General features: G+C 70.9%; 27 protein-coding genes, 3 tRNA genes and 2 pseudogenes. 16 read left to right on the top strand and 16 right to left on the bottom strand.

All coding sequences use genetic code 11. The features are described 5' to 3' along the window. Complete coding sequence (locus QFZ76_RS25830; RefSeq protein ID WP_307675973.1) at positions 1-600, top strand: hypothetical protein; 600 nt, start codon at positions 1-3, stop codon at positions 598-600. A 244-nt stretch (positions 601-844) separates the two neighbouring features. Here the strand turns inward: QFZ76_RS25830 and QFZ76_RS25825 are convergent, their stop codons facing one another. From QFZ76_RS25825 to QFZ76_RS25815, 3 genes are all read right to left on the bottom strand, one after another. After that, complete coding sequence (locus QFZ76_RS25825) at positions 845-1834, bottom strand: DUF5926 family protein (protein ID WP_307675972.1); 990 nt, start codon at positions 1832-1834, stop codon at positions 845-847. 175 nt (positions 1835-2009) lie between these two features. Beyond that, positions 2010-2702 carry an ATP-binding protein gene (locus QFZ76_RS25820; protein ID WP_307675971.1) on the bottom strand — a complete coding sequence of 231 codons (693 nt, stop codon included), beginning with the start codon at positions 2700-2702 and terminating at the stop codon, positions 2010-2012. A gap of 139 nt (positions 2703-2841) precedes the next feature. Continuing rightward, the gene (locus tag QFZ76_RS25815; RefSeq protein ID WP_266448314.1) at positions 2842-3669 is read right to left on the bottom strand and encodes a glycerophosphodiester phosphodiesterase; all 828 of its coding nucleotides are present in this window, start codon (positions 3667-3669) and stop codon (positions 2842-2844) included. 263 nt (positions 3670-3932) lie between these two features. On the opposite strand from QFZ76_RS25815, the gene QFZ76_RS25810 reads away from it, so the two are divergent. Together QFZ76_RS25810 and QFZ76_RS25805 are read left to right on the top strand one after the other, a co-directional pair. Next, complete coding sequence (locus QFZ76_RS25810; protein WP_307675970.1) at positions 3933-5504, top strand: S1C family serine protease; 1572 nt, start codon at positions 3933-3935, stop codon at positions 5502-5504. Between the two features lie 61 nt (positions 5505-5565). Beyond that, positions 5566-5652, top strand: a tRNA-Ser gene (locus tag QFZ76_RS25805). A 55-nt stretch (positions 5653-5707) separates the two neighbouring features. On the opposite strand, the gene QFZ76_RS25800 is transcribed toward QFZ76_RS25805, so the two are convergent. The 3 genes from QFZ76_RS25800 to QFZ76_RS25790 form a co-directional block, all read right to left on the bottom strand. Next, positions 5708-6229 carry a DinB family protein gene (locus tag QFZ76_RS25800; RefSeq protein ID WP_307675969.1) on the bottom strand — a complete coding sequence of 174 codons (522 nt, stop codon included), beginning with the start codon at positions 6227-6229 and terminating at the stop codon, positions 5708-5710. Between the two features lie 50 nt (positions 6230-6279). Beyond that, the gene (locus QFZ76_RS25795; RefSeq protein ID WP_307675968.1) at positions 6280-6711 is read right to left on the bottom strand and encodes a hypothetical protein; all 432 of its coding nucleotides are present in this window, start codon (positions 6709-6711) and stop codon (positions 6280-6282) included. Positions 6712-6802: 91 nt separating this feature from the next. After that, positions 6803-7669, bottom strand: a complete 867-nt coding sequence (locus tag QFZ76_RS25790; protein WP_307675967.1) for a bifunctional DNA primase/polymerase — start codon at positions 7667-7669, stop codon at positions 6803-6805. A 356-nt stretch (positions 7670-8025) separates the two neighbouring features. On the opposite strand from QFZ76_RS25790, the gene QFZ76_RS25785 reads away from it, so the two are divergent. From QFZ76_RS25785 to QFZ76_RS25760, 6 genes are all read left to right on the top strand, one after another. Beyond that, entirely contained in the window at positions 8026-8340 is a 315-nt protein-coding gene (locus QFZ76_RS25785; RefSeq protein ID WP_307675966.1) for a hypothetical protein, read from the top strand. A gap of 298 nt (positions 8341-8638) precedes the next feature. Further along, positions 8639-9610, top strand: coding sequence for a bifunctional MaoC family dehydratase N-terminal/OB-fold nucleic acid binding domain-containing protein (locus QFZ76_RS25780; RefSeq protein ID WP_307675965.1), 972 nt, complete (start codon positions 8639-8641; stop codon positions 9608-9610). Beyond that, positions 9607-10065, top strand: coding sequence for a MaoC family dehydratase (locus QFZ76_RS25775; RefSeq protein ID WP_307675964.1), 459 nt, complete (start codon positions 9607-9609; stop codon positions 10063-10065). The genes QFZ76_RS25780 and QFZ76_RS25775 overlap by 4 nt, the downstream gene beginning before the upstream one ends. Further along, positions 10062-11228: a lipid-transfer protein gene (locus QFZ76_RS25770; protein WP_307675963.1), complete on the top strand. Its 1167-nt coding sequence runs from the start codon at positions 10062-10064 to the stop codon at positions 11226-11228. The genes QFZ76_RS25775 and QFZ76_RS25770 overlap by 4 nt, the downstream gene beginning before the upstream one ends. Before the next feature lie 234 nt (positions 11229-11462). Beyond that, positions 11463-12020 (top strand): SigE family RNA polymerase sigma factor, encoded by a 558-nt coding sequence (locus tag QFZ76_RS25765; RefSeq protein WP_307675962.1) that lies wholly within the window; start codon positions 11463-11465, stop codon positions 12018-12020. Between the two features lie 121 nt (positions 12021-12141). Continuing rightward, a complete protein-coding gene (locus QFZ76_RS25760) occupies positions 12142-13836 on the top strand; it encodes a long-chain fatty acid--CoA ligase (RefSeq protein ID WP_307675961.1) in 1695 nt (564 codons plus the stop codon). Positions 13837-13903: 67 nt separating this feature from the next. On the opposite strand, the gene QFZ76_RS25755 is transcribed toward QFZ76_RS25760, so the two are convergent. After that, positions 13904-15121: an MFS transporter gene (locus tag QFZ76_RS25755; RefSeq protein WP_307675960.1), complete on the bottom strand. Its 1218-nt coding sequence runs from the start codon at positions 15119-15121 to the stop codon at positions 13904-13906. Positions 15122-15267: 146 nt separating this feature from the next. Here QFZ76_RS25755 and QFZ76_RS25750 point away from each other — a divergent pair, with 146 nt between their 5' ends. Next, positions 15268-15846 (top strand): TetR family transcriptional regulator, encoded by a 579-nt coding sequence (locus QFZ76_RS25750; protein ID WP_307675959.1) that lies wholly within the window; start codon positions 15268-15270, stop codon positions 15844-15846. Here the strand turns inward: QFZ76_RS25750 and QFZ76_RS51845 are convergent. The 3 genes and pseudogenes from QFZ76_RS51845 to QFZ76_RS25740 form a co-directional block, all read right to left on the bottom strand. Next, positions 15812-15886: pseudogene (locus QFZ76_RS51845) on the bottom strand (hypothetical protein); the annotation flags it as partial. The gene QFZ76_RS25750 and the pseudogene QFZ76_RS51845 overlap by 35 nt on opposite strands. Positions 15887-15913: 27 nt before the next feature. Next, positions 15914-20587, bottom strand: coding sequence for a PAS domain-containing protein (locus tag QFZ76_RS25745; RefSeq protein ID WP_307675958.1), 4674 nt, complete (start codon positions 20585-20587; stop codon positions 15914-15916). 280 nt (positions 20588-20867) lie between these two features. After that, positions 20868-21344 (bottom strand): SSI family serine proteinase inhibitor, encoded by a 477-nt coding sequence (locus QFZ76_RS25740; RefSeq protein WP_307675957.1) that lies wholly within the window; start codon positions 21342-21344, stop codon positions 20868-20870. 179 nt (positions 21345-21523) lie between these two features. Here QFZ76_RS25740 and QFZ76_RS25735 point away from each other — a divergent pair. Together QFZ76_RS25735 and QFZ76_RS25730 are read left to right on the top strand one after the other, a co-directional pair. After that, positions 21524-21614 (top strand) — tRNA-Ser (locus tag QFZ76_RS25735). 228 nt (positions 21615-21842) lie between these two features. Continuing rightward, positions 21843-21915: transfer RNA gene (locus tag QFZ76_RS25730), tRNA-Arg, on the top strand. A gap of 167 nt (positions 21916-22082) precedes the next feature. Here QFZ76_RS25730 and QFZ76_RS25725 read toward each other — a convergent pair. After that, positions 22083-22299: pseudogene (locus QFZ76_RS25725) on the bottom strand (replication initiator); the annotation flags it as partial. A 45-nt stretch (positions 22300-22344) separates the two neighbouring features. Here QFZ76_RS25725 and QFZ76_RS25720 point away from each other — a divergent pair. Then, on the top strand, positions 22345-22728 hold the full coding sequence (locus QFZ76_RS25720; RefSeq protein WP_307675956.1) for a DUF3303 family protein: 384 nt from the start codon (positions 22345-22347) through the stop codon (positions 22726-22728). A 315-nt stretch (positions 22729-23043) separates the two neighbouring features. Then, entirely contained in the window at positions 23044-23301 is a 258-nt protein-coding gene (locus QFZ76_RS25715) for a hypothetical protein (protein WP_307675955.1), read from the top strand. A 71-nt stretch (positions 23302-23372) separates the two neighbouring features. Here QFZ76_RS25715 and QFZ76_RS25710 read toward each other — a convergent pair whose 3' ends face one another. Continuing rightward, a complete protein-coding gene (locus tag QFZ76_RS25710) occupies positions 23373-24545 on the bottom strand; it encodes a hypothetical protein (protein ID WP_307675954.1) in 1173 nt (390 codons plus the stop codon). Between the two features lie 53 nt (positions 24546-24598). Here QFZ76_RS25710 and QFZ76_RS25705 point away from each other — a divergent pair, with 53 nt between their 5' ends. Beyond that, a complete protein-coding gene (locus tag QFZ76_RS25705) occupies positions 24599-24781 on the top strand; it encodes a hypothetical protein (RefSeq protein WP_307675953.1) in 183 nt (60 codons plus the stop codon). A 52-nt stretch (positions 24782-24833) separates the two neighbouring features. On the opposite strand, the gene QFZ76_RS25700 is transcribed toward QFZ76_RS25705, so the two are convergent. Then, on the bottom strand, positions 24834-25049 hold the full coding sequence (locus QFZ76_RS25700) for a hypothetical protein (RefSeq protein WP_307675952.1): 216 nt from the start codon (positions 25047-25049) through the stop codon (positions 24834-24836). 227 nt (positions 25050-25276) lie between these two features. Here QFZ76_RS25700 and QFZ76_RS25695 point away from each other — a divergent pair, with 227 nt between their 5' ends. Beyond that, entirely contained in the window at positions 25277-25579 is a 303-nt protein-coding gene (locus tag QFZ76_RS25695; protein WP_307675951.1) for a hypothetical protein, read from the top strand. A gap of 8 nt (positions 25580-25587) precedes the next feature. Here the strand turns inward: QFZ76_RS25695 and QFZ76_RS25690 are convergent, their stop codons facing one another. From QFZ76_RS25690 to QFZ76_RS25680, 3 genes are read right to left on the bottom strand one after another with little or no spacing between them, the layout of a single operon-like run. Next, positions 25588-26301 carry a cation transporter gene (locus tag QFZ76_RS25690; protein ID WP_307675950.1) on the bottom strand — a complete coding sequence of 238 codons (714 nt, stop codon included), beginning with the start codon at positions 26299-26301 and terminating at the stop codon, positions 25588-25590. Between the two features lies 1 nt (position 26302). Further along, complete coding sequence (locus QFZ76_RS25685) at positions 26303-26638, bottom strand: helix-turn-helix transcriptional regulator (RefSeq protein ID WP_307675949.1); 336 nt, start codon at positions 26636-26638, stop codon at positions 26303-26305. Positions 26639-26684: 46 nt separating this feature from the next. Next, positions 26685-26855: a hypothetical protein gene (locus QFZ76_RS25680; protein ID WP_307675948.1), complete on the bottom strand. Its 171-nt coding sequence runs from the start codon at positions 26853-26855 to the stop codon at positions 26685-26687. Positions 26856-26893: the final 38 nt, after the last annotated feature.

Below are 26893 nucleotides of genomic sequence, written 5' to 3'. Positions count from 1 at the left end.
ATGGTGCGACATTCTGGGGGAAGGCCCCCAGACTCCCGGAAGATCCGTCTGCTCGCCCTCGCGGGCGTCGTGGTCTGCGCGGCCGCGCTGCCGCTGGCCATGGCGTCCGCGGGACAGGTGGGCGACGAGGGGCGACTGCCCGCACGTGCCTCGTCCGCACGTGACGCGGTACGTCCTTCCGCGCCACCCGCCGACGCCAAGGCCCCCTCCGCCGAACCCGCCGGCTCCCCGCCGCTGTTCGGCCTCGGTCTTGCCACCGCCGCCCGCTGCGGTCCCGAACTCACCTCCTCCGACGGCGTCGAGGCGCAGACGTGTGTGCTGACGCAGGGTGAGGAGACCTGGGCGCGCACCTACTACCGCAACGCGACCGGCGGCGCACTGGACTCCGTACTGAGCCTCATGGGTCCCGGCGGACGGACCGTGCAGATGCACTGCGCGGTGGGCGCCGAGGACGAGCCGGGAACCTGCGAGACACCCCGGGAAGGCACCAGGGGGGATCTGGACGGGTACACGGCGGTGGCGGAGTTCGCGGGGCGGGCCGAGGACGGGCCGCTGCTGCTGCGGGCCGGGAGCAACTCCGGGGCCACTACGGGCAGTTGACGCAGGACGCCGGTGCGTAAAGGGCGCGCGGACATGAAAAGGCCCGGTTGCTGGCGACGGGGGATGCACCAGCAACCGGGCTACTGAAACGGTAACAAGAGATCGGCCGTTCGCAAATTCGATCTCGGCTCTTGCTCGGCTATTCGGACACCGACTGGCTTGCGGCGAAGGGGAGTTGTGAGCGGAGCCGTCGGCTCCGCAAGACTCGGTGCGGCTGACCGACCGGTCAGCCGCACGGTCTGTGTCAACTCAGCGTGACCTGCCGGTTGGTCAGTCCGCCGCGCGCGCGGCGCTCGTCCGGGGTCAGCGGTGCGTCCGTGGCCAGCGCGCCGGAGAGGCGCTCGGCGAACTCGGCGGCGGGCTTCTCAATGTCCTCCGCCGAGACTCCGCTCGGCAGGTCCCAGACCGGCACGGTAAGCCCGTGAGCGCGGAAGGAGCCCACGAGGCGGGTGCCCTCGCCGAGGTTCGACCTGCCCGCCGCGTGCAGCCGCGCCAGGGCGTCCAGAAGCTGCTCCTCCGGGTGCGGCATCACCCAGCGCAGGTGGTTCTTGTCCGGCGTCTCGCACCAGTACGCGGCGTCCACGCCGGTCAGCCGCACGGTCGGGATGGCCGCGGCGTTGGCCCGTTCCAGAGAAGCGGTCACCTCCGGCGTGGCGTTCTCCGCGTCCGGGACCCAGAACTCGAAGCCCGGGTGCACAACTGGCTCGAACGCGCCTTCGGAGTCGAGCAGTTCCTGCAGGCGCGGACCGTCCGCCGGAGCGCGGCGGGACTGGACCGGAGTGCCCGGGTCCGCGGTGAGCGCGCGCTGGAGGGTGTCGGCGAGGTCGCGGCTGATGTCGCCGGACGCCGTGTCGTTCTGCAGGCCCAGCAGGACCGAGCCGTCGTCGCGGCGCAGCGCCGGCCAGGCCATCGGCAGCACCGTGGCCAGCGTGACCGACGGGACGCCCTCGGGGAGGCCGCCCTTCAGCGTCAGCTCCACCGTGGCGGCCGGCACCAGCTCGCGCAGCGCCACCCAGTCGCACTCACCGGGCAGCCCGTCGAAGGGGCGCTGGACCAGCTCGGTCACGGCGTGCTGGGCGGCCCGGCCGTGACAGGCCTTGTAACGCCGGCCGCTGCCACAGGGGCAGGGCTCACGGGCACCGACCACCGGAAAGTCTCCATCAGCGCCTCCGGCGCGGGCGGCATCGCTGAGCTGCGGCCGCTTGGCCTTCGTCTGGGGTCGCTTCTTGGCCATCGTGGGTGTCTCCCGGTTACGGCTCGTCTCGTACGGGCGCGAGCCTAGCCGTTTGCGCCATCGACGACCGGAGCCTGTGGACAACGCGGCCTACGTGCCGACCTGTGGACAACGCGCGGATCCTCCGGTAACCGGTCGGTTCGGTCCAGGTCGTCGAACCGGAACGGGTCGGTTTTCAGTCCAGGTCGTCGAAGGCGTCCGCGAAGTTCAGCTCGGCCATCTCGGGTATCGCCGAGACCGACGGTGCCATGGGGGGTCCGGCGGTCCTTCGCGCTCGAGGGAAGTCGAGAGTGGAGGAGCGTGCGGCGAAGTCGTCGCGTCGGTGACCGGCGTCGGGATCGTGAACGTCGTCGTGGACGACGACCCATACCGTGATCTCGCCGCGGGTCTCGTCCCGTACGCCCCAGTCGTCGGCCAGCGCGGTGATGATGTTCAGCCCGCGGCCGCCGTGCGCGGTGACCGAGGGCGTGGCCGGAGCCGGGCGGGTGGGTCCGCCGCCGTCCGTCACCTCGACCGTGAGCCTGCCGCCCGTGTCAACGCGCCATGCGGCCCGGACGTCGCCGTCCCCGGCCAGGGCGTCGCCCAGCGGCCTGCCGTGCTTGCACGCATTGCTCAAGAGTTCGGAAAGAATGAGTACGGCGTCGTCGATGACCGCTTCCGCCACACCGCCCCTGCGCAACTGTGTGCGCATACGGTGTCTTGCCTCACCCACGCCCGCAGGGCCATGGGGTACGGCCATGCTCGACGACGTGGGCACCTCCTGTGCCACCACCAACGCCACCCCCGAGACCTCCTTTGCCCCACGCCACGGTGTGGATGCCCCATTGGCCTGTACCGGAAACCGGCCAATCCATGTATGGTGACGCATTCGCAATGATCGAACACGGACCGAACGCGCCGGGGCACTCCCTGTAGTCGCCTGGCTGGATTTCGACGGTGTGGCCGAGACTGGAGGATGGGGCCGGTGGGGCTGCCGGGTCAAGAGTCGTGACGCACGCGCGCGTGCGTCAGCGGCCCAGCCGGCCCAGTACCGCGCGCGGGCGGTTGGTGATGATGGCGTCGACGCCCAGGTCGACGCAGAGATCGACGTCCTCGGGCTCGTTCACCGTCCACACGTGCACTTGGTTCCCGGCTCGTTTCAGACGCTCGATGTACGCCGGGTGATTGCGCACGATCCGGATCGAGGGACCCGCGATCCCGACGCCCGCCGGCAGCCGTCCGTCGCGCAGCCGGGGCGAGACGAACTGCATCAGGTAGACCGTCGGCAGCGTCGGTGAGGCGGCCCGCACCCGGTGCAGCGAGCGTGCCGAGAAACTCATGACCCGCACCGACGACTCGGCCGCGGACGCCGGGGCGTCCAGCCCGAACCGCTTCAGCAGCACCAGCAGCCGCTCCTCGACCTGCCCCGCCCACCGCGTGGGGTGCTTGGTCTCGATCGCCAGCTCCACCCGGCGCCCCGCGTCGGCGACGAGTTCGAGCAGCCGCTCCAGGGTGAGGACGGAGGTGTCCTCACGGTCCTCGGGGCGGAACTCCCAGTCGGGCTCCTCGTCGCGGGTGCGCCAGAACTCCCGGGTCTTGCGGGAGCCGAAGTCCAGGGCGGCGAGATCGGCGAGCTCCAGTGCGGAGACCGCTCCGCGGCCGTTGGACGTACGGTTGACGCGACGGTCGTGGACACAGACGAGATGGCCGTCCGCGGTCAGCCGTACATCGCATTCGAGGGCGTCGGCACCGTCCTCGATCGCCTTCCGGTACGCGGCCAGCGTGTGCTCGGGGGCCTCTTCCGAGGCTCCGCGGTGGGCGACGACCTGAATCCGGTGCTGTCGTACGTGGGTCACCGCGTCATGGTGCCACCGCTCGGGGGTACGCATGCGAACAGAGTCCTGGGATTGCGCGTCATTTGTCCCACATAACCTATATAAGGAATGGTCGTGGACCCACAGGCACCGCTTATGGTGCTCTGACGGCCTGTGGGAAAAGCTGACGGCATACAAATACACATGCACAGCTGCATCGCGCCGGACCGTCGACCGACGCGAAGCGTGAAGCGCGTGACCGAGTGCGACCGACAAACTACAGCCGTGGACCGAGGAGAGAAGCTGTGAGCACCGAGAACGAGGGCACCGCGGTACCCCCGGCCCCGTCCGCACCCCCCGTGCCGGTGGATGCTCCCGCTGCTTCGGCGCCCCAGGAGCCCACCGCTCCCGGCGCGGGCGCCCCGACGACTCCGCTCCCGCCGACGCCGCCGAGCGCCTCCGGCGCCCAGGAGCAGCAGCTGGTGCACGCGGGCCAGACCCCCGCCTACGCCGCGGCGGACTCCGGCGGCGCCCCGCAGGGGGGTACCCCGCAAGGAGGCACCTCGCATGGAGGCACCTCGCCGCAGGGAGCCTGGCCGCCCCCACCGCCTCCGGCCACCCCGTCGTACGCCGACGGCGGCTCCGGCACGCCTGGCTACGGCGACGGCGGCTCCGGCACCCCCGGCTACGGTGACGGCGGCTCCGGCGGCTCGGGATCCGTCTGGGGCGCCGCCTACCAGCAGCCCGCACCGAAGCCCCGCAACGGCCGCGGCGGCCTCGTCGCCGCGATCCTGGTGGCCGCGCTGTTCGCCGGCGGCCTGGGCGGCGGCCTCGGCTACACGCTGGCCAAGAACGACGACAGCAGCTCCTCCACCACCGTCTCCGCCTCCGACAGCGGCGGCTCCGTCAAGCGCGACGCCGGCACGGTCGCCGGCGTCGCCGCCAAGGCGCTGCCCAGCACCGTCACCATCGAGGCCGAGTCCACCAGCGGCGAGGGCGGCACCGGCACCGGGTTCGTCTTCGACACCGAGGGCCACATCGTCACCAACAACCACGTGGTCGCCGACGCGGTCGACGGCGGCAAGGTCACGGCGACCTTCCCGAACGGCAAGAAGTACGACGCCGAGGTCGTCGGCCACGCACAGGGCTACGACGTGGCGGTCATCAAGCTCAAGAACGCCCCGTCGGACCTCAAGCCGCTCACACTCGGCGACTCCGACAAGGTGGCCGTCGGCGACTCGACGATCGCGATCGGCGCCCCCTTCGGCCTCTCCAACACGGTCACGACAGGCATCATCAGCGCGAAGAACCGCCCCGTCGCCTCCAGCGACGGCACCGGCAGCAACGCGTCCTACATGAGCGCCCTGCAGACAGACGCCTCCATCAACCCCGGCAACTCCGGCGGCCCGCTCCTGGACGCCCAGGGCAACGTCATCGGCATCAACTCCGCCATCCAGTCCAGCAGCAACGGCGGCCTCGGCGGCACCAGCCAGTCCGGCTCGATCGGCCTCGGCTTCGCCATCCCGATCAACCAGGCCAAGTACGTCGCCCAGCAGCTGATCCAGACCGGCAAGCCCGTCTACGCCAAGATCGGCGCGTCCGTCTCCCTGGACGACTCCACGGACGGCGCCCAGATCACCGAACAGGGCGCCAGCGGCTCCGACCCGGTCGAGGCGGGCGGCCCCGCCGCCAAGGCCGGCCTCAAGCCCGGCGACGTCATCACCAAGCTCGACGACCGCGTGATCGACTCCGGCCCCACCCTCATCGGCGAGATCTGGACCCACAAGCCCGACGACAAGGTCATCATCACCTACGAACGCGACGGCAAGACCCGCACGGTCGAACTCACCCTGGGCTCCCGCACAGGCGACAGCTGACCCCGCACCGCCCTGCGGCAACCGTTACTCTTGTCCCGCGCCGCCGGTGACGGCGGCGCGGGGTGGGTTGCCCGAGCGGCCTAAGGGAACGGTCTTGAAAACCGTCGTGGCAGCGATGTCACCGTGGGTTCAAATCCCACACCCACCGCGCTCGTTCGAAGGGGTGCTCCGATCCGGGGCACCCCTTCCGCGTATCTCGGCGCCTATGACGCAGCCCGCAGCAACCGAACCTGCCCGATCTCCGCCACGTTCTTCATCAGTTCGGCGTTCGCCCAGGCGAGCATGTCGGCGACCGTGTGCTCGGGGTCGTTCTGCCAGGGGAAGGGGGCTGTGGCGGACAGGTCGGTGTCGGTGAGGCGGGCCAGGGCGGTCAGCCAGGCTGTGCGGAGGTCGCGGAGCCAGGCGACCGTGGGCTTTCCGGGGCCGGGCCAGGTGACGTCGGTTCGGGCCCGGGGCGGACGGTGCTCCACGTGGTCGAGGGCGGTGCCCCACCACCAGCCGATGTGCCAGCTCAGCCAGCCGATGGTCGGTACGGGGACCGGGTCGGGCTCGGTGTCCGCCCAGTCCGGGACCCAGGTGCCGTCGGCGGTGCGGCGTACCGTCCAGCAGTGGGGCACCGGTTCCCACAGGAAGTCCTCGGGTTCGAGCCGGTCGAGATGGTATTCGAACAGCGCCCAGGTGAGGTCGAACTGGCGGCGGAGCAGGTCGGATTGGGAAACAGTCACCGGGCGACACTGGCACACCGGTACTGACCTAGAAACTGGATTTCCGGGGGCTACAACTCGTAGTCGCGTGCCAGTTCCTCCCACGCTATGTCCCGCAGCGCGGCCTCCGCGTCGCAGCCCGACGGCATCTGCGTCGTGGGCTGGAACCAGACGACCGTAAGGGCGGAGCGGTACAGGATCGGGTCGTGGTCCGGGTGCAGGGCCATGGAGCGGAAGGAGCCGACGCAGGCCACGGACGGCAGGATCTCTACCGGGCCGAGGCCTCCCGCGTACTGGTCGGGATACTCGCGCGGGGGTGGGACGAGGTGCACGGGTGTGGTGGGGAGCGTGCGCTCGGCGGCTCGTAGCAGGCCCTTGATCTTTGCCTCGTTGACCGGCTTGCAGGGGTAGCCCTCCAGCATCCCGCCGTACGTGGAGGACAGCCGCAGCTCGGAGAGGTCGAGCGAGCGGCCGGAGGTGAGGACCACGCGGGTCAGGGACATGGTGGGCACTCCAGGGCGGTGGTGCATGGTGCTCCCGTGAATTTCGGTTTCCCCTGCAGGCCCGTACGCCCGCCGTGGAGCTCCCTGTCCGCTACGGCCGGTGCCCCGTCATCCGCGCCGCCGATGCGATGGTCGCGCGGGCCTCGCGTTCGGTGAGCCCGGTGTTGAGGGCCGCTTCGACCAGGGGGTCGACGAGGGCGGGGCCGATGCCGTCCTCGTAGGCGCGGCAGGCTGCCCAGAACAGGCGGGTGTTGCGCTGGCCCTCGTGGGCGGCGAGGACGAACTGGACGAGGCCCTGGCCGTGTCCGCCGGTCGAGGAGGGCGTGGGGTGGTGGCTGCGGGGCGGGGGGAGCAGGAGGCGGAGCAGTGCGGGCGGGCAGGCCGCGGGGGCGAGGTGGGCGGTGCCGGGGGCGGTGGCGTAGGCGCCGTGGTCGGTGCGGGAGCCGGGGCCGACGAGGTAGCCGCCGGCCCCTCGGATGTCGATGCCGGGGGCCAGCCTTCCCGCCGAGTTGGGGACGACGACGTCCGGCGGTCCGCTCAGCCAGAGGTGCCGGCCGCCGCTGGGGGTCAGGACGACGACGGTGTCGGGGATCGTGAACAGGTGGCGCAGGGCCAGTTCGCGCAGGGCGGCCGAGGAGTCGGTGCCGGACTTGGTGTCGAGGTCGATGCCGATGAGGTGGTGGGGCGGCAGGCCGCAGGCGATGCCGTAGCCGGTCGCCCAGGGCGCGGCGGCGAACAGTTCGCGGATGCGGTCCGGGTCGGTGGTGGCGTCGTAGACCCCGTGACCGAGGTGGCCGCATTCGCCGTGGCAGGGCGGGGCGGAGGGGTCGTCGCGGTGGGGGGAGCGCAGGGCCGGGAGCTTCGTCCGGGACAGGGTGATGACGGCCAGTCCGCGTTCGGCGGCTGACAGGGCGTGTGCGAGGGCCAGCGTCGTGGCCTGCCGGTCGGTGGTGGCCATGCCTCTATGTTCGTACGCGTGTTCGAAAAAGGGAAGAGGGGGTGGGGGCGACGCGCCGGGCTGGACGGATTGGCTGGAAGTGCGCCGGAACGCTTCCCCCCTTGCGGGGCTTGGGTGGACCTGTCCGGAATCGTCCAGATCTGACGCGTGAAGTCACGAAAGGGGTTTATCGACATGTCATCACGCTTGAGGGCGAATAACGGCTTCAGGGGTAGTTCGCCGGGGTTTCTGTGGGCAACTCTGATCTCGCGACGTCGTGCACAGCACCGGGGCGGTCGGCCAACTGCCCAGGTAGAAGCCGTATTTCACGTACGACCGGCACCGCAGCCGGCACGTACATGTTCTGGAGGAACAACATGGCAAGCATCCGTACCGCCCGCGTCATCGCCGCCGTCTCCGCCCTCCCGCTCGCCGCCGCGCTCTTCACCGGCGTCGCGACGGCGGACAACGGCGCCTTCGCGGACAACGGATCGAACGCTGGTGTGGCGACCGTCGGTGGCCGCGGCGTCGGGAACGACAACTTCGGCAACTCGTCCACCACGCAGCAGCAGGCGACCGGCTCCGGTGCCTCGAACCAGAGCAACACCGCCCAGGTCAACGGCTCCGCGTTCACGGCCATCAATCAGGGCAACGACAACACGTCCGTCAACTTCACCCCGCTGTGGTGGTGATCTGAGGGGGCCGGTGCTCGCGGGTCGGCTAGGTCGGCTCCCGTGCGTGAGGGCCTGTGGGGGGCGCTGTCGGGGGCCTGTGGGGGGTTTTGCGGGGGTGGAAATGCGTCTGTGCGGCGGTGCTACGGCATCGCCGCGCAGACGTTTTCGCATGTGGGCCGCGGCCTTGACACCTTCTCTCATCTGACGGACAGTCAGAAATCTTCGGGAAATCTTCGGGAAATTGGTGGGAACCGGACCGGCGGCTGCGGTGTACCAGAAGTGTCAATGCAATGCGGCACGGGATGACGAGGGGGCGATGGTGAACAACAAGCAGGAGGTGAGCGATGACCTGGGCAACGTGGGCAACTTGGGCGACACAAGCAACCCGGGCGACCTGGAGAAGCGGCTGAAGGCCTTCGAGGGACGGCCCTCCGTGGTCGCCGGCGTCGGCAAGGACCCCGTCAACGCGCCCATGATCCGCCACTGGTGCGAGGCCATGGGCGACACCAACCCGGCGTATGCGGGCCCGGACGCCATCGCCCCGCCCACCATGCTCCAGGTGTGGACCATGGGAGGCCTCTCCGGCCACAGAGCCGACATCGGACGGACCGAGGCGTACGACGAACTCCTCGCCCTTCTCGACGAGGCGGGCTGCACGTCGGTGGTCGCCACCGACTGCGAGCAGGAGTACGTCAGAGCACTGCGGCCGGGCGACGAGGTCACCTTCGACGCGGTGATCGAGTCGGTGTCGGAGCGCAAGACGACCAAGCTCGGCACGGGGTACTTCGTGACGACCCGTATGGACGTCCGGGTGGGCGACGACCTCGCCGGCACCCACCGCTTCCGCATCCTCAAGTACGCCCCCGCGGGCCGACGCGAGAAACCCCCGCGCCCTCGTCCGGTCGTCAACCGCGACAACGCCGGCTTCTGGGAAGGAGTCCGGCAGCACCGGCTGCTGATCCAGCGCTGCACCGGCTGCGGCACCCTGCGCCACCCCTGGCTGCCCGGCTGCACCACCTGCGGCTGTCCGGACTGGGACACGATCGAGGCGAGCGGCGAGGGGACGGTCTATTCGTACGTCGTCCCGCACCACCCGCCCTTCCCCGCCTTCGAACCTCCCTACGCGGTCGCCCTGATCGAGCTGGCGGAAGGCGTCCGGATGATCAGCAACGTGGTGGGGGTGCCGTACGACAAGGTGCGGATCGGTCAGTCCGTCCTGCTCGAATTCCAGGCATACGACGACGACTTGGTGCTGCCCGTCTTCCGCGCCCGAGGGGAGGCCGCATGAAACCCGGTGACGAACTCCCGCCCCTGGAGATCCCGATCACCCGCACCCTCGTCGTCGCCGGAGCCATCGCCTCGCGCGACTACCAGGACGTCCACCACGACGCCGAACTGGCCCGGCAGAAGGGCTCCCCCGACATCTTCATGAACATCCTGACGACGAACGGCCTGGTAGGGAGCTACATCACGGACCACTTCGGCCCGCGGGCCGTACTCCGCAAGGTGGCCATCAGACTCGGCGCACCCAACTACCCGGGGGACACGATGGTGCTGACGGGCACGATCGAGGACGTGGCCGAGGACGTGGCCGACGACACCGCGACCGTCCGCGTGATCGGCACCAACTCCATCGGCAGACATGTGACCGGCACGGTGACGGTCGCCTTCCCGGCACCGGCCGCCCGCCGGACAGGTGCCCGCCAGGCACCGGTCACCCTCCCGGCCGGGGAGGCGGGATGAGCGTACGCACCCGCGACACCCTCGGTGGACGGGCGGCGATCGTCGGCATCGGGGCGACGGAGTTCTCCAAGGACTCGGGGCGCAGCGAGCTGCGGCTGGCGGCGGAGGCGGTGCGGGCGGCACTGGACGACGCCGGGCTGCGGCCGGCCGACGTGGACGGGCTGGTCACGTTCACGATGGACACCAGCCCGGAGATCACCGTGGCCCAGGCCTGCGGGATGGGCGAGCTGTCCTTCTTCTCCCGCGTCCACTACGGCGGCGGCGCGGCCTGCGCGACCGTCCAGCAGGCGGCGCTCGCCATCGCCGCCGGCGTCGCCGAGGTGGTGGTCTGCTACCGCGCCTTCAACGAGCGGTCGGGGCGGAGATTTGGCTCGGGCGTGCAGCACCGGGAGCCGTCGGCCGAGGGGGTGGCGCTCGGCTGGTCCCTCCCCTTCGGGCTGCTCACCCCGGCGTCGTGGGTGGCGATGGCGGCCCAGCGGTATCTGCACACGTACGGCCTGACCCCGGAGGCCTTCGGGCAGGTGGCCGTCGTGGACCGCGGGTACGCGGCGACCAACCCGGCGGCGTACTTCCACGGCCGGCCCATCACCCTCGCCGACCACGCGGCCTCCCGCTGGATCGTCGAGCCGCTGCGGCTGCTGGACTGCTGTCAGGAGACCGACGGCGGCCAGGCCCTGGTCGTCACCTCGGTGGAGCGGGCCCGCGACCTGCCCCACCGGCCCGCCGTCGTCGCGGCGGCCGCCCAGGGCGCGGGGCGGGCGCAGGAACAGATGACCAGCTTCTACCGCGACGACCTGACCGGCCTGCCGGAGATGGGCGTGGTGGCCCGCCAGCTCTGGCGAACCTCCGGGTGCACACCGGCCGACATCGACGTGGGAATCCTGTACGACCACTTCACACCGTTCGTGCTGATGCAGCTGGAGGAGTTCGGGTTCTGCGGAAAGGGGGAGGCGGCGGACTTCGTGCGGCGGGCCGAGCTGCCGATCAACACGCACGGTGGGCAGCTCGGGGAGGCGTATCTGCACGGTATGAACGGCATGGCGGAGGGAGTACGGCAGTTGCGGGGCAAGTCGGCGAACCAGATACCGGGTGCGGAGCGGATCCTGGTGACGGCGGGGACGGGTGTGCCGACGTCGGGCCTGGTGCTTGCCACCGACGGATGAAGCGCGGGGGAAAGCTCGCACCCCCCGCGGATGAATCGCGGGGAACGCGCGCACCCCCCCGCGGATGAATCGCAGGGGGAGCGCCCAGCCCCCAGGGGTCAACCCGCAGTACCCCCGAGCCGCTCGTCCACCTTCAGGAGGTGCAGCCAGCACCACCCCTACAACCTGAGGCGGACTCGTCTTCGGGACCTACGGCCGATGAGCCGGAGGCGCCCTCGCTCATAGCGTGGAGCCATGACCACACCCGTCTGCACCAGCGCTTCGAAGGCCGCCACGCCGGCGACGCAGACCCTTCCGTACCCGTCGTTCTCGTCGTACGTGAAGGCCCGCCAGCCGGTGCTGCTGCGTACCGCCCGGTCGCTGACCGCGAACCCGAGCGACGCGGAGGACCTGCTGCAGACCGCGCTCACCAAGACATATGTCGCCTGGGAACGCATCGAGGACCATCGTGCGCTGGACGGCTATGTCCGCCGGGCGCTGCTGAACACACGGACGTCGCAGTGGCGCAAGCGCAAGGTCGACGAGTTCGCTTGCGACGAGCTGCCCGAGCCGGAGCCGGTGGCCACCGCCGACGACCCGGCCGAGCAGCAGGCGCTGCACGACGCGATGTGGCGGGCGATCACGAAGCTGCCCGCCCGGCAGCGGGCGATGGTCGTCCTCAGGTACTACGAGGACCTCAGCGAGGTACAGACGGCCGAGGTGCTCGGGGTGTCGGTGGGCACGGTGAAGTCGGCGGTGTCCCGGGCGCTGGGCAAGCTGCGCGAGGACCCCGAGCTGGTGCTGGTCCGGTAGTGCCGGACCGATACCGCCTTCACACATCGACCGCAACGTGACCTGATCGATCACTCTTCCCTAGTGACATACCGCGCGGTATGCGCGCAGACTTTGCGCAGCCCTTACCACCGCCTAGGCAATGTCGCCCCGGGAGGACACCGTGCTGAGCACGATGCAGGACGTACCGCTGCTGATCTCGAGAATCCTGACCCACGGATCGACGATCCACGGAACCTCACAGGTGATCACATGGACCGGTGAGGGTGAGCCGCACCGGCGCTCCTTCACCGAGATCGGCGACCGTGCGGCCCAGCTGGCACACGCGCTGCGGGAGGACCTCGCAGTCGCGGGCGACGACCGGGTGGCGACGCTTGCCTGGAACAACGCCGAGCATGTCGAGGCCTACTTCGCGATCCCCTCCATGGGCGCGGTCCTGCACACCCTCAACCTGCGCCTCCCACCCGAGCAGCTGGCGTGGATCGTGAACCACGCGGCCGACCGGGTCGTGATCGCCAACGGTTCGCTGCTGCCCCTGCTCGCCCCGCTGCTCCCGCATCTCAAGACGGTGGAGCACGTGGTGGTGTCGGGTCCGGGCGACCGTTCGCTGCTCGCGGGCGTCGGCACCGTCCAGGTGCACGAGTACGAGGAGCTCATCGCCGGGAAGCCGACCACGTACGACTGGCCGGAGCTGGACGAGCGCCAGGCCGCCGCCATGTGCTACACCTCCGGCACCACGGGTGACCCCAAGGGCGTGGTGTACAGCCACCGTTCGATCTACCTGCACTCCATGCAGGTCAACATGGCCCAGTCGATGGGCCTGACGGACGAGGACACCTCGCTCGTCGTGGTCCCGCAGTTCCACGTCAACGCTTGGGGCCTGCCGCACGCGACCTTCATGACCGGCGTGAACATGCTGATGCCGGACCGCTTCCTCCAGCCGGCCCCGCTCGCCGAGATGATCGAGACCCAGAAGCCGACGCACGCGGCCGCCGTGCCCACCATCTGGCAGGGTCTGCTCGCCGAGCTGACCGCCAAGCCGCGTGACGTCTCCTCCCTCACGCAGGTCACCATCGGCGGCTCGGCCTGCCCGCCCTCGCTGATGGAGGCCTTCGACAAGCTCGGCATGCGGGTCTGCCACGCCTGGGGCATGACGGAGACGTCGCCGCTCGGCACGGTCGCCCGCCCGCCGGCCAACGTCGTCGGCACGGACGCGGAGTTCGCGTACCGCCTGACCCAGGGCCGTTTCCCGACGAGTGTCGCGGCCCGCCTCACCGGCCCCGGCGGCGAACGCCTCGCCTGGGACGGCGAGTCGGCCGGTGAACTGGAGGTCCGCGGTCCCTGGATCGCCGGCGCCTACTACAACGGCGTCGGCGCCGAACCGCTGCGCCCCGCCGACAAGTTCAGCGAGGACGGCTGGCTCAAGACCGGCGACGTCGGCACCATCAGTGCGGACGGCTTCCTCACCCTCACCGACCGCGCCAAGGACGTCATCAAGTCCGGCGGCGAGTGGATCTCCTCGGTGGAGCTGGAGAACGCGCTGATGTCCCACCCGGACGTCGCCGAGGCGGCCGTGGTCGCCGTCCCCGACGACAAGTGGGGCGAGCGCCCGCTGGCCACGGTCGTCCTCAAGGAGGGCTCCACCGCTGACTTCGAGACCCTGCGCGCCTTCCTCGCCGACGAGGGCCACATCGCCAAGTGGCAGCTCCCGGAGCGCTGGTCGATCGTCGAGACGGTGCCGAAGACGAGCGTGGGCAAGTTCGACAAGAAGGTGCTGCGCAGGCGGTACGCGGAGGGGGAGCTGGACGTCACCAACCTGTCCGGTCAGCACATCTAGCACGGGATACGGCGGGCAGGGCGCCCAAGAGGGCCCTGCCCGCCGTACATCGACGCCGACGCCGACTTCACCGTCGTACGGCCGTAGTCGTAGTGGCCCACCCCAGTACCAGCCACACCCCTGCCACCGCACACACCCCGCCCCACCGGAAGTGGGTGAACGCCGAGCCGGCGAGGGCCGAGGCGATGGCGCCTCCGGCGAAGCCGGCCACGACGTAGGCGGTGTTGGCGGTGGCCGGGGTGGAGGTGGTGGTGAGGGCGAGGGTCTGGTTGGCGACGTGGGAGGCGACCAGGGCCGCGTGGACGGCGATCGCGGCCACGAAGAGCGCCCACAGCACATGCCCTCCCAGCCAGAACAGCGGCACGGACGCGGCGGCGAGGAGATACGCGGACCGTACGACCTTGGCGGCGCCGAAGCGGTCGACGAAGCCGCCGGCCAGCGGCGCGACCACGCTCGCGGCCAGCCCGAAGAGGCCGAAGAGGCCGGCTGTCGCGGTGGTGAGGCCGTAGCCCGTCGCGTCCTCGGCCGTCAGCAGCAGCGCGAGCGAGGTCCACAGGGCGCTCCAGGCGCCGTACATCCCGGCCTGGCGCACGCACGCGCGCCACAGGTCGGGCGAGCGGCGGACGACGGACGGCAGGGCGGCGAGGCCGTAGAACAGGGAGCCGGTGCGGGCGGCACGGTGCTCGACGGGCAGGGCGTACGCGGTCAGCAGGCCCAGCGCGGCCGTCAGTACCGCCGCGCCCACGAACACCGCACGCCAGCCGAAGGCCTGCCCGGCCAGACCGCCGAGGACGCGGGCCGCGACGATGCCGGTGAACAGGCCCGCTATGACGGCCGCGACATGGCGGGCGCGTCGGTCGGCGGGGGCGCGCTGGGCGACCAGCGGGACGAGGAGCTGCGGGACGACGGTCGCGGCGGAGGCGATGAGGACGGCCGCGGCGAGTGCGGTGGTCCCGGCGGACATCGCGCCCGCGACCAGTGCCGCGGCCGTGACGAGCGAGAGGACGGCGACCAGGCGGCGCCGGTTCACGGTGTCGCCGAGCGGGGCGAAGACGAGCAGGCCGGCGGCGTAGCCGAACTGCGCGACCGAGGCGACCCAGGCCACGGCGGAGGGGGTCGAGCCGAAGTCGCGGGCGATGAGCGGGAGCAGCGGGGCCGCGAGGTAGATGTTGGCGGCGGTGACTGCGGTGGCCAGGGCGATCAGGGGGAGCAGGAAGCGGGCGGCGAGACGACCCGGCTCCTGGGTCGGGGTGCGGGCCTGTTGGGCGGTGACTGCTGTCGGCATGGCGGGGACGTACTCCTCGGAGTTCTTGGAGCCAGCTCTAGCAACTAACTGGTTGGTTGGAACGGGCAACAGTGTGACCCGCACCCGAATTCCCTGTCAACCAACCAGTTGGTTATAAAAGTCGCGCCCGGCGGTACCCTGCCCCCATGGCAGTCAGGGACGCCGAGGCCACCAAGGCCCGGATCTACGAAGCGGCGGTCGCCGAGTTCGCTCGCCATGGCATCGCGGGCGCCCGCATCGACCGTATCGCCGCCGAGGCCAAGGCCAACAAACAGCTGATCTACGCCTACTTCGGCAACAAAGCGGAGCTGTTCACCCAGGTCCTCGGCACGCGCATGGTCGACCTCGCCGCCGCGGTCCCCGTCGACCCGGACGACATCGAGGGCTGGATCGACCGGCTGCTCGACTACCACGCCACCCACCCCGAGCTGCTGCGCCTCCTCTTCTGGGAGGGCATCGAGTACGGCACCGCCGAGCTGCCCGACGAGGCCGAGCGCCAGGACCACTACACGCGCAAGGTCGCCGCCATCGAGGACGGCCAGGCCCGGGGCGTCATCACCGACGCGTTCCCGCCCCGCGACCTGCTGTTCCTGCTGACCGCCCTGGCCAACTGGGCCGCCGCCGTCCCGCAGATGCGCCGCATCCTCACGGGCCCGGAGGAGGCCGACCGAGCCCGCCTACGCGCCTCGATCAAGGAGGCGGCGCGAAGGCTGATCGCACCCTAGGCGCAGACTGGTCGGTCGGCTGGTCGGTCGGCTGGTCGGTCGGCTGGTCGGTCGGCTGGTCGGTCGGTTAGTTGGTCCCGATCCGGGCCAGCAGATCCACGATCCGCGCCTGTACCTCGCTGCTGGTGGACCGCTCGGCGAGGAAGAGGACCGTCTCCCCGGACGCCAGCCGCGGCAGGTCCGCCTGGTCGACGGCGGCCGTGTAGACGACCAGCGGGGTGCGGTTGAGCTGCCCGTTCGCGCGCAGCCAGTCCACGATGCCGGCCCGGCGCTTGTGCACCTGCATCAGGTCCATCACGACCAGGTTCGGCCGCAGCTGCCCCGCCAGCGTCACCGCGTCGGCGTCACTCGCGGCCCGCGCCACCTGCATCCCGCGCCGCTCCAGCGTCGCGGTCAGCGCGAGCGCGATCTCCGCGTGCTCCTCGATCAGCAGCACCCGCGGCGGATGCTGCTCGGTGTCGCGCGGCGCGAGCGCCTTCAGCAGTACGGCGGGATCGGCCCCGTACGCGGCCTCCCGTGACGCCTGCCCGAGCCCGGCCGTCACCAGGACCGGCACCTCCGCGGCCACGGCGGCCTGCCGCAGCGACTGCAGTGCGGTCCGCGTGATCGGCCCGGTCAGCGGGTCGACGAACAGCGCGGCGGGGAAGGCCGCGATCTGCGCGTCGACCTCCTCGCGCGAGTGCACGATGACCGGCCGGTACCCGCGATCGCTCAGCGCTTGCTGCGTGGTCACGTCCGGCGCGGGCCATACGAGCAGCCGCCGCGGGTTGTCGAGCGGCTCCGGCGGCAGCTCGTCGTCCATCGGCTGCGGCCGCGGGGTGTCCGCGATCTCGACGGCCCCGCCGGGACCGTCCAGCGGCTCGGGCCCCTCGGCGGCGTTCTCGTCGGGCGCCCCTATGGCGTACGACCGCCCGGTCCCCTCGGTCATCTGCGCGAGCCGCGACTGCCCGGCGAGCGAGGGCTGGGGCGCGGGCTGCGACGGCGACTGCGGTTGCGTGTTCGGCCGGGGCGGTACGGCGGGCTGCTCGGTCGGCGGGTGCGACCGTGCCGCCTGCTCCGGCGTCGTGGCCGTGGCCGTGGCGGGGTCGGGCCGCGTACCGAGCTTCCGGCGCCTGCCGGAACCGCCCGGCTGGTTCGGGGGAGGCGTGGCCGACGGCAGCGGACCGGCGCCGCTCGCCGAGGGCTGCTGCACCTGCACAGCCTGCCGATTGAACGGCACACCCTGCCCCAAGGTCCGCACGCTGATCGCCCTGCCCTGTGTGGAGTTGGGGTCCACGGGGGGTGGGGATGCGGGGGCGGAGGCGGCTTCGGCGGGGAGCGGTTGGGCGGCACGGGGGGGTGCGGCGGGGGCGGGCGTGGTCGTGCCGGTTGCGTTGGCGGTAGGGGCAGTGGGGGTGGCTCCGGTCGCCTCGGGAGGGAGGGGGGTGCCGGGGGTCGGGGTGCCTGGGTGGGGCTGCGTGTTCTGCGGGTTTTGTGGGTTTCGTGGGTTCTGCGGGGTTGCCGGGTTGGGGGGTACGGCGGTGGCGGCACCGTTCGGCGGTACGGGCATGCCGGCGCCGGTGCTGTCGTCGGCGGCGGGCCACGGCTGGGGGGCGGGGGCGCCCTGGGCGGCGCCTTGTGCCGGGGCTCCCTGGGGCGGGAGGCCCTGAACGGCGGTTGCCTCGGCCGGGAGGGGCTGGCCGGGTGCGGGTTGGGCGGACGCCGGGCCGGGCTGTGCGGGCTGTGCGGCCGGAGTGGTGGTCGGCCGACCGTGAGCGGCGGCCTGCGGCGGGACGGGGGCGCCGGGCTGTACGGGCACGCCGGGATGCTGCCCCGGCTGCATCATCTGTCCGGGCGGCACCGGCGGCACCGGCTGGCCTGCCGTGCCGCCCTGAGCGACGGTGCCTGCCTGGGCCGCATGGACCTGAGGCACACCGGCTGCCGGGACCGGTGCTCCCTGCGCCGGAACCTCCTGAACGGGAACGCCGGTCGGCTCCGCCTCCGCGCCCTGGCCGACGGCCCGGCGGCGACGCCCCGTCGGCACGCTCGTGGGATGCGGCTGCGGCGGAGTGTGGTCATCGGCCTGGCTGTGCGGCACGGCATCGTGCCGACCGTCGTCGACGAGGGCGTCACCGGGACCACCCTGGCCGGGAACCTGAGCGTGCCCCGTAGTCGGAGTACCCGGAGTACCCGGAGTACCCGGAGCACTCGGAGCCCCGGGAACGACCCCCGGCACCTGCCCCTGTGCCTGTGCCTGTGCATGAACCTGAGGCTGACCCGGTACAGCTCCCGCAGCCCCCGCAGCCCCCGCAGCCCCCGCAGCCGCCTCCGCACCCTCGGCCGCCCGGTCCGCGTCCGCCGGCGGCAGGGCGAACACCGCACGGGGCCCGGCCTCCTGCGCCGCGGCCCGCTCCGACGCGGCGGCCAGCGCACGCCGGCGCCGCCCGGTCGGCTGCCCACCGTTCTCGACATTGCCGGCACCGTCGGCACCCTCGGCATGCGCGGCGGGGCCCGCGTCGGCCCCCTGCGCCTGCGCCGCACCACCGGAGGCCAACGCGGGCAACCCCGACGGCAACGCGTGCTGTTCGCCACCTCCGCGCAGGGCAAGCTGTCCCTCGGGCGCGGGCACACCCTGCGGCGGTACGGTCCCGCCCAGCCCGGTCCCCACGGCGGCGGTCCCGGCCGCATGCTCGGCGGCCGTGACGACGGCCCCCTCGGCGACACCGGCGACCGAGCCCCCGAGCACACCCTCAACCGCACCGGTGGCGACCGCACCGTCGGCCGTCACCTCGGCAGGCCGCCCCCGGCGCCGCCCCGTACCACCGCCGGAACCCTCCCCGGCGTCACCCGAAGCCTGGGCCGGAACCGGCGCGATCTCCTGCGCGGGCGCCCCCGCGGCCCGCCGCCTGCGCCGCCCGGTCGGCGCCGAGGCCTCACCGTCGGGACCGTCGGGGGCGTCGGCGGGCACCTCGCTGTCCAGGAAGGCGTCCGTCGTGGCCCGCCGGGCCCGCCGCCGACCGCCGCCGGTGGTCTGCTCGGGCAGTACGGCCTCCGCGGGGGCCGCCTCGATCGCGGCCGGACCGGGAGCCGCGACGGCCCCGGCCCCACCGCCGAGCGGCACTTCGAGGACGTACGCACTGCCGCTCATGCCCGGCACCTCGTGCGTCTGCAGCACGCCGCCGTGGGCGCGCACGATGCCGCGCACGATCGGCTCGTGCACCGGGTCTCCCCCGGCGTACGGCCCACGCACCTCGATCCGTACGACCTCACCGCGCTGCGCCGCCGCGACGACGACCGTGTTGTCCATGTAACCGCCCGCCGAGACGGGCGAGTTGCCGGTGGCGTCGACGCCGGCGACGTCCGCGACGAGGTGCGCGAGGGCCGTGGCGAGGAGCTGGGCGTCGACCTCGGCCTCGATGGGCGGCGCGTGCACGGCGAACTGCACGCGGCCGGGCCCGATGAGCTCCACGGCCCCGTCGACACCCGCCGCGACGACGGCGTCGAGCATCACCTTCATACGCGTGATGCTGTCCGCCCCGGTGTCGAGCCGCTGGTAGCCGAGGACGTTGTCGATGAGCGTGGTGATCCGCGAGTAGCCGGCCGAGAGGTGATGCAGGACCTGGTTCGCCTCGGGCCACAGCTGCCCGGCGTCGTCGGCGGCCAGCGCGGCCAGCTCGCGGCGCAGCTCGTCGAGGGGCCCGCGCAGCGACCGCGCGAGCAGGGTGAGGAGCTGCTCGTGGCGTCCGGCGAGGGCCTCGAACCGGTCCTTCTCCCGCTCCCCGAGCGCGGCGTACCGCTCCTCGTCGGCGGCGAGCTCCTCGGCGTGCTGCTCCTGGATCTCCTCCAGTTCGGTCACGTGCTTCTGGCGCAGCGCGGTGAGCTCGGAGGCATGCTCCTCGGAGAGGCGCTCCAGCTCCTCCTCGTACCGTTTCTCGGCGGCGGCCTTCTCGTCGGCGAGCGCGTCGTACGGCCGCCGGTCGGTGAAGGTCAGCACGGCGCCGACGAGCTGGTCGCCGTCGCGGACGGGCGCGGTCGTCAGGTCGACCGGGAGCTTCTCGCCCTTCTTCGACCACACCACCTGCCCGCGCACCCGGTGCTTGCGCCCCGAGCGCAGGGTGTCGGCGAGCGGCGACTCCTCGTACGGGAAGGGCGTGCCGTCGACCCGGGAGTGCAGCACGAGGTCGTGCAGCTGACGTCCACCGAGGTCACTGGCCCGGTATCCCAGTATCTGAGCGGCGGCCGGATTGACGAGGACGATCCGCCCGTCGGTGTCCGTGCCCACGACGCCCTCGGACGCGGCCCGCAGGATCATCTCGGTCTGCCGCTGCGACCGGGCCAGCTCGGCCTCGGTGTCCACGGTTCCGGTCAGGTCCCGTACGACGAGCATCAGCAGTTCGTCGCCGCCGTAGCTGTAGCTGTCGTAGGCCTGCTGGCCGTTCTCCAGATTCGCGCTGGTGACCTCGACCGGGAACTCGGTCCCGTCGGTCCGCCGGGCGATCATCCGGGTCGGCTTGGTCCGCCCGCGCGGGTCCATGTGGTCGGGCCGCCGCATGGAGCCGGGGATCAGCTTGGAGTCGAACTGCGGCAGCAGATCGAGCAGCCCGCGCCCGACCAGGGCGGTCCCTGGCGCCTCGAAGGCCTCGAGCGCGATGGTGTTCGCGTTGACGACGGTCCCATTGGCGTTGACCAGCACCAACGCATCGGGAAGCGCGTCGAGTATGGCTGCGAGGCGAGCAGCGCCTCGGGATGGCCTGCTGCTCACGAGACGCTTCCTCCCTGTTACCGCACCTTGCCGACCGCTCGGGCCATCTTGCCAACCGGCCCGCGACGTGTCACGCGAGGGAGTCTAAGGGCAGCGGTTGCGCTCGCGACGCCGGATGAGAGGGAGGTCGCACGACGAAGTGACGTAGAACGTGTGACCCCATCCGCGAAGAGGTGCTTGTCCTCCCACTTCGGCAGTGCTCCGGCTCCGCTAGACCTTCGCGGGACTTTTACGGAGCCGGGGCGTCCGCCATGAAAACGCTATGAGGCCCGACCGGGCCCTATCGAGCCCTGCCGCCGGCCTCGGGCAGCAACGGCACGAACCGATCCCACCGCCCGATCTCGCACCCGTTGCTGCGGTCGAACCGCGCGTCGACGGGCCGCCCGGCCCAGGTGCCGGTGACATGAGCGGTGGCCGGCCCGCCGTACTGCATGGTGCAGACGCTGTCCCCGGGCACGGGCGCGAACGCGTCCTTCCCCCACCGCGTGTTCCGCTCGACGGCGGCACACGCCCCACCGGCATCGGGATGGCTCCCCCCGCCCGGATGACAGTCCACCTCGTACGTCCCGTCCGCGTCACCGGCGTTCCGCACGGTGACGGTGAGATGGTCGCCGCCCGTCGCCGGGGGCGCGAGGGAGGGGAGGGAAGAGCCGGAGGCGGCGGCAGCGGGCACCGCGGACAGGGAGACGACGGAGCCGACGCCGACGAGGAGTGGGGCGAACCGCGCGAACCGGCCGAGCCGGGTGACCTGCAACATGACCTGACTAACGCCCCGCACCCCAGGACGTTGCGCCCCGCGGCTGCCACCACATACGACGGCTTACGACTTTGCCCTGCGGCCCGCCCGCCTAGTACCGTGGGAGGCGATTGGTGACACCCCGCTCGACTGTGTCATCATCTGCACGCACCACTCGCGCTCGCGCGGGCGGTTGTGCTGGAGGCGTCGCCTAGTCCGGTCTATGGCGCCGCACTGCTAATGCGGTTTGGGACTTCAATCCCATCGAGGGTTCAAATCCCTCCGCCTCCGCACCTGATCACGAAGCCCCGGTCGACATGGCCGGGGCTTCGTCGTCCCGATGTCGTCCCGTCGTTCCCACGTCGTTCCGGCATCGCTCCCGAACCCGCTCTGAGGGCCGTTTTCGCAGGTCACAAGCGGTATGGCAAACGGATTTCACATGGCGGCGGCAGTCATGTAATGTTCCTCCTGTCGCCGCGAGCGGGCCGGAAGGGCCGAAGCGGCGGGAAAACAAAACAAGCACTCGTAGCTTAACGGATAGAGCATCTGACTACGGATCAGAAGGTTGCAGGTTCGAATCCTGCCGAGTGCACAGCAGGCCAGAGGCCCCGTGGAGGAATCCACGGGGCCTCTGGCTTTTGCCTTGACGGCAGTGATTGACGGCAACCACCTCTGCGGCTACTCGGCTCCCGTGGGTGCGTTCGTGATGGCGCCTGCGGAGTCCTGCGGCGCTGAGCGTCCATCCCCCGGAACGTCGTCCTCGCGGCGGGTGAGTCCGGCGCGGGCGGCGATCTCGCGGCGGAGGCGAGTCGTGAACCTCATCCACAGGTTGCCTGCGTGGTTGTTGAAGAGGACGGCGGCGGCGTAGTCGTAAGTCGCCGGATCGAGGGCCGTGCCGAGCGCTGGATCCTCGGGTGTGTGCTGGGTGCCGCAGCGGCAGGTGCCTCGGTCGGGGGCGGTTGTGGACGGGGCCGAAGTCATCTCTCCTTTGGCGTCACGTAGGGCGTAGGAAATGTTGCGGATGGTGATCAACGGAGGTGAAGCTGAGCTGGATGCACCGGATCCCAGCGAGCGCGGACGGAACCGCGCAGGTCGCGGTGCGCGAGGAGAGCGTGCGATGCGGATGATGATGAAGGCCCGCATGGACACCCAGATGTCGAATCAGGTGACGAAGGGCGGAGCGATGCCCAACTCGCTGAAGTCAGCGATGGAGCGGCTGAAGCCGGAGGCCGCCTACTTCACCCCTGAGGGCGGGCGCTCCATGATTCTCGTGTTCGACATGCAGGACAGCTCGCAGTTGCCCTCCATCGCCGATCCGTTCTTCCAGGAGATGGGCGCGGAGGTCACATTTGAGCCGGTGATGAACCTCGACGATTTGCAGAGGGGCCTTGCTGACCTGAAGTAGCAGAGCTGACCTCAGCAACCGCATGCTGAAGGTCCCCTGTGATCGGGCTGTACAGCAGTGAAGTACCGCAACCTCAGCAACCGACCTTGTCCGCTAGCGTCCCTCAAGGGTCCCGCGATGGCGGTTATGGCCGTCGCTGACCGATCCACATAGAACTATGGATCAGAAGGTTGCAGGTTCGAATCCTGCCGAGTGCACACAGGTGAGAGGCCCCGGGAGTTCATCCCGGGGCCTCTTGCGTTGCGGGGTTCGTATCCAGACGATCAAACGGCGATCGCCTCCTTGCCGGGTCGAGCCTCAGGCATGCTCACATGCGTGAGTGCCTACAGCAGCGACCAGGACTTGAACGTCACCGACGTCACCGGAAGCGGTGCCGAGGTGGATGTGGCCACCCACCTGCTCGACGGAACGGTGCGGCTGTCGGTGCTGTGGACCGATGAGGTGAGGCTGCATCCCGACGACGCCGAGCGCGTGGCTCAGGCTCTGCTTCGCGCCGCTGAGCGCGGTCGCCGTATCGCCGAGGCCAGAGGCTCGGGACCGGACGGCGCCGCTGTCGAGAGCCCGGATGGGTGACAGACCCAGCTGGGTGTATGCCAGGACCCGCCGTCGATTGGGCACTTGTGCTTGGAGCGGCACCCCGGTCTTCAGCCGGCTGCCGCGGATGTCAGCACCTCATGGACAGCGCGCACCGTCGCCGGAGAGATCCTGGATCGGGCGGCGTCGGCGTTGTGCAGTGCCTCGATGATGCGCGCGGTGGCCACATAGGCCTCCCAGAGCTGGTCGATGCGCGCGTCACGTGTGCGGTCGCCACCGATGTCGAGGTCGTCGATGACGGTGTAGAGGCGGCGCAGCCACAGGCGGTCTGCTTCCTCGCCGTTGTCGCGCATCGCCTCGAATTGCTTGTATCCGATGACTTCGAAGTGGCGTTGGCCTATCTGGGCGTCGTGGAGGACGAGGTCGCCGATCGCGGCCTGCCAGTCACGGTAGATCCATGCCTCGCGCACCGCCAGGCACGAAATCGCCCGGTGACGCGTCTCCTCGACGATGCCGACACCGACGCGCGGGCATTCGATGACGTCCGTCAGGGTGTCGGCCACGGCTCGGCACAGCCGTAGCTGGTCGTCGGCCGTCAGCTGGTTGGCGCTGGTTGCCTGCGCCTCGTGGAGGAACCTCCTTTGCTGGTGGTCGATCCGGATCCCCGCCTGTGCGACCACCTCGGTCGAGGGGGTCACACTGATGCTCCACAGGCTCATCAACGAAGCAACCCTCCTCGTTTCCACGTGCCCTCCCTCGGCCAAGGCCGAGGTGAAGGAGTGCAGCGCGGTGTCGAGCCGTTCCACCGTTCCGTTGCCGGCCCCCGGAAGGAAGAACAACTCGCGTCGCAGGGCGCGAATCCAGCCGAGTACGACCGCGAGGCGGTACAGCGTGCTGAGGGCCTTGTAGTGCTCGAACTTGGTGAGATGGACCTGGCCCTGCAGGTAGAAGCCCGCGCCTCTCGTATCGAAGACCTCGCGCAGGCGCCAGAAGAGATCCGTCGAACTCAGCGCGAGCGGCTCGGCGTATTTCTGGTAAGTGGCCTGGATGCCTTGCCTCTTCTCCTGGCGGGCGCGCTGCCGGAGGAAGAGCTCACCGAGGACGAGGATCAGCGCCGACACGCCGGCGCTGATCAGGCCTGCTTGCAACTGCACGGGCATGAAGGCAGGCCTCCTGCGGAGATGGCGCGGCAACTCCAGCAGCTTGCCAGACGGGGAAAGCCGACGTCCCCGGGATCGGATCGAACTCCTGAAGCCGTGCTCCGAGAAGCCGGCGTGCTGCACTCGGCAAGGTCTCCGGCGACCGGGAGGCCGCACCTCTCGACATCGATCGCGTCGTGACGGGCTGGCCGGCACAAGACGAGCGGCTCCAGCCCGAGATCGTCCTGGGGTTCGGCGGACTCTGTCTGGTGAAAGCCGTCAACGACGACCACTGGTACATGGGCAGCCTGAACGACGACGGCAGCGTCATCTGCTGGAGCGTCTACGACAACCTGTACGAGGCACTGCGCAGCCTCTAGTCCGACGACACCACCCCACCACCACTGGAAGCACCGTTGCTCACCGCCGCGTTCAGTGCTTCCAGACGTCCGGGCCGCCCTCGCGCCACTCGATCAGGCCCGACTGCCGCACCCAGTCGTCGTCGACGTCCTCCAGGCCCGCGAGGCGGAGGAACTCGATGATGTCCAGCAGCCCGTAAGCCATCCCCACGAATCGGCCGTCGACGCGGACGCGTCGGCCGCCGTCCGTGCCGGGCGGGTAGATCGCGATGGGCTTTGCGTCGGCCATGAGCACCAGCCTGAGGCTGAGCCGGGAGGGGCGCATGGTGTGATGCGCTGGTTGTGTGGTCGCCGGGTCGATCGCCCTCAGCCAGGAGGTTCTCGCCGACCTCACCTGATATGAGGAGGGCCCCCACGAATGCCCGCTCCGAGGTGCCTGTCCGATCTGGCCTGCTTAGCGTCGTCGTGCGTAGCCGCGCGGATCGTGCCGCGTCGAGACGATGGAGAGGCACCACCATGGCAGTCGTGATGACCTTTGGCTGGCCCGAGATCACGCCCGAGTTGTACGACACGGTGCGTAAGAAGGTGCGGTGGGAGGAGGAGCCCCCGGACGGGTGCCTGATGCACGTGGCGTGGTTCGCCGCCGACGGGTTCCACGTGCTCGACATCTGGGAGTCGGAGGAGCACTTCGGCCGGTTCATCGCCGCCAGGATCGAGCCCGTGCTCAAGGGCGAACTGGGGGTGGAGAGCGATCCCGACGTGGAGTTCTTCCCGCTGTACCGGCGCTTTGTGGCTCCGGGCGTCAGCGGCGCCGCCTGACGGTCCGGTCAGCAGCAGTCGCAGCCCGGCCGGCATCCGCACACGTCCGCCCCGGCGTCGGCCGGGTCGGCGGAGGGCAGTGCCGTGGTCGCGCAGCAGCCCTTGCCCTGCCAGGCGTCGCGGCCTTCCTTGACGGCGATCGCGGCGATGACCAGGGCGGCGATCGGGTCGGCCCAGGTCCAGCCGAAGAGGGTGTTGGCGAGCAGGCCGACGAGGAGGACGGCGGAGAGGTACGTGCACAGGAGGGTCTGCTTTGAATCCGCTACGGCGGAGGCGGAGCCGAGTTCGCGTCCCGCCCGGCGTTGGGCGGCGGACAGGAACGGCATGACCAGCAGGGACAGGGCGGCGATCACGATGCCGAGGGTGGAGTGCTCGGGTTCGCCGCCGGAGCCGGTCAGTGCGCGTACGGCGTCGATCGTGACGTAGGCGGCGAGGGCGAAGAAGGACACGGCGATGATGCGGAGGGTGGTTCGCTCGCGCGCCTCGCGGACCGTGTGGTCCCGGGCCGAGAACTGCCAGGCCACTGCCGCCGCGGAGGAGACCTCGATGACCGAGTCGAGGCCGAAGCCGATCAGCGCCGTGGAGGAGGCCAGGGTGCCGGCGGTGATGGCTACGGCTGCCTCGATCACGTTGTAGGTGATCGTCGCCGCGACCAGCAGCCGTATTCGCTTGGCGAGTACGTCTCGGCGGACTGGCGGCGGGCCGAGGGACAAGGCGGTCATCTCAGCAGCAGCCCTTCGCCTCGGCGTCCGGGCAGGTGCGGTCGGTCTCGACCGCGACGACGGCGGTGCGCAGGTCGTCGAGGGCATGGCCCAGGCGCTCGTCGGCGAGTTCGTAGCGGGTGCGGCGGCCCTCGGGGACGGTGACGACCAGGCCGCAGTCCCGCAGGCAGGTCAGGTGGTTCGACAGGCGGGTACGGGAGATCCCCAGGGCGTCGGCAAGATCGGACGGGTAGGCGGGGGCCTCGCGCAGGGCCAGCAGGAGGCGGCAGCGGATCGGGTCGGCCAGGGCCCGGCCGAAGCGGGCCAGGACCTCGATGTCGGAGGCGACAGTCAGCATGACTTCGATGGTACAGGTCTTCCTGAATTCAGAAAACCTTGGACTATCAGGCCGCGGTCGCTGCCAGGCGGTGGAACGCCTGGGTGGTGTGGGGGTGGGCGAGCTCGTCCAGCAGGTGCCGCCACTCGGGGTCGGCGACGGCGGGGTGCGCCTCGTCCCAGACGGTGAGGAGCGGGGCGAGGTCGCTCTCGTGGCGGGTCTCGGTCGGGTAGTCCATGGGAGGTTCCTTCCGGATGGCGGCTGTGGATCCCTGGA

Source organism: Streptomyces sp. V4I2, from assembly GCF_030817655.1.
Taxonomy (GTDB): Bacteria; Actinomycetota; Actinomycetes; order Streptomycetales; family Streptomycetaceae; genus Streptomyces; species Streptomyces plumbiresistens.
The sequence above is the reverse complement of the archived record's forward strand: the minus strand, read 5'-3'. Positions and strand labels throughout refer to the sequence as shown.

What these genes read in the sequence shown, in the direction of transcription:
- QFZ76_RS25790 (WP_307675967.1), bottom strand. Translation starts at nt 7,669, where the DNA reads ATGGCCACCACCGACCGGCAGGCCACGACGCTGGCCCTCGCACACGCC.
- QFZ76_RS25830 (WP_307675973.1), top strand. Translation starts at nt 1, where the DNA reads ATGGTGCGACATTCTGGGGGAAGGCCCCCAGACTCCCGGAAGATCCGT.
- QFZ76_RS25765 (WP_307675962.1), top strand. Translation starts at nt 11,463, where the DNA reads ATGACCACACCCGTCTGCACCAGCGCTTCGAAGGCCGCCACGCCGGCG.
- QFZ76_RS25825 (WP_307675972.1), bottom strand. Translation starts at nt 1,834, where the DNA reads ATGGCCAAGAAGCGACCCCAGACGAAGGCCAAGCGGCCGCAGCTCAGC.
- QFZ76_RS25690 (WP_307675950.1), bottom strand. Translation starts at nt 26,301, where the DNA reads ATGACCGCCTTGTCCCTCGGCCCGCCGCCAGTCCGCCGAGACGTACTC.
- QFZ76_RS25760 (WP_307675961.1), top strand. Translation starts at nt 12,142, where the DNA reads ATGTCGCCCCGGGAGGACACCGTGCTGAGCACGATGCAGGACGTACCG.
- QFZ76_RS25820 (WP_307675971.1), bottom strand. Translation starts at nt 2,702, where the DNA reads ATGCGTCACCATACATGGATTGGCCGGTTTCCGGTACAGGCCAATGGG.
- QFZ76_RS25780 (WP_307675965.1), top strand. Translation starts at nt 8,639, where the DNA reads ATGGTGAACAACAAGCAGGAGGTGAGCGATGACCTGGGCAACGTGGGC.
- QFZ76_RS25720 (WP_307675956.1), top strand. Translation starts at nt 22,345, where the DNA reads ATGGTGATCAACGGAGGTGAAGCTGAGCTGGATGCACCGGATCCCAGC.
- QFZ76_RS25750 (WP_307675959.1), top strand. Translation starts at nt 15,268, where the DNA reads ATGGCAGTCAGGGACGCCGAGGCCACCAAGGCCCGGATCTACGAAGCG.
- QFZ76_RS25775 (WP_307675964.1), top strand. Translation starts at nt 9,607, where the DNA reads ATGAAACCCGGTGACGAACTCCCGCCCCTGGAGATCCCGATCACCCGC.
- QFZ76_RS25680 (WP_307675948.1), bottom strand. Translation starts at nt 26,855, where the DNA reads ATGGACTACCCGACCGAGACCCGCCACGAGAGCGACCTCGCCCCGCTC.
- QFZ76_RS25695 (WP_307675951.1), top strand. Translation starts at nt 25,277, where the DNA reads ATGGCAGTCGTGATGACCTTTGGCTGGCCCGAGATCACGCCCGAGTTG.
- QFZ76_RS25700 (WP_307675952.1), bottom strand. Translation starts at nt 25,049, where the DNA reads ATGGCCGACGCAAAGCCCATCGCGATCTACCCGCCCGGCACGGACGGC.
- QFZ76_RS25770 (WP_307675963.1), top strand. Translation starts at nt 10,062, where the DNA reads ATGAGCGTACGCACCCGCGACACCCTCGGTGGACGGGCGGCGATCGTC.
- QFZ76_RS25740 (WP_307675957.1), bottom strand. Translation starts at nt 21,344, where the DNA reads ATGTTGCAGGTCACCCGGCTCGGCCGGTTCGCGCGGTTCGCCCCACTC.
- QFZ76_RS25685 (WP_307675949.1), bottom strand. Translation starts at nt 26,638, where the DNA reads ATGCTGACTGTCGCCTCCGACATCGAGGTCCTGGCCCGCTTCGGCCGG.
- QFZ76_RS25785 (WP_307675966.1), top strand. Translation starts at nt 8,026, where the DNA reads ATGGCAAGCATCCGTACCGCCCGCGTCATCGCCGCCGTCTCCGCCCTC.
- QFZ76_RS25755 (WP_307675960.1), bottom strand. Translation starts at nt 15,121, where the DNA reads ATGCCGACAGCAGTCACCGCCCAACAGGCCCGCACCCCGACCCAGGAG.
- QFZ76_RS25795 (WP_307675968.1), bottom strand. Translation starts at nt 6,711, where the DNA reads ATGTCCCTGACCCGCGTGGTCCTCACCTCCGGCCGCTCGCTCGACCTC.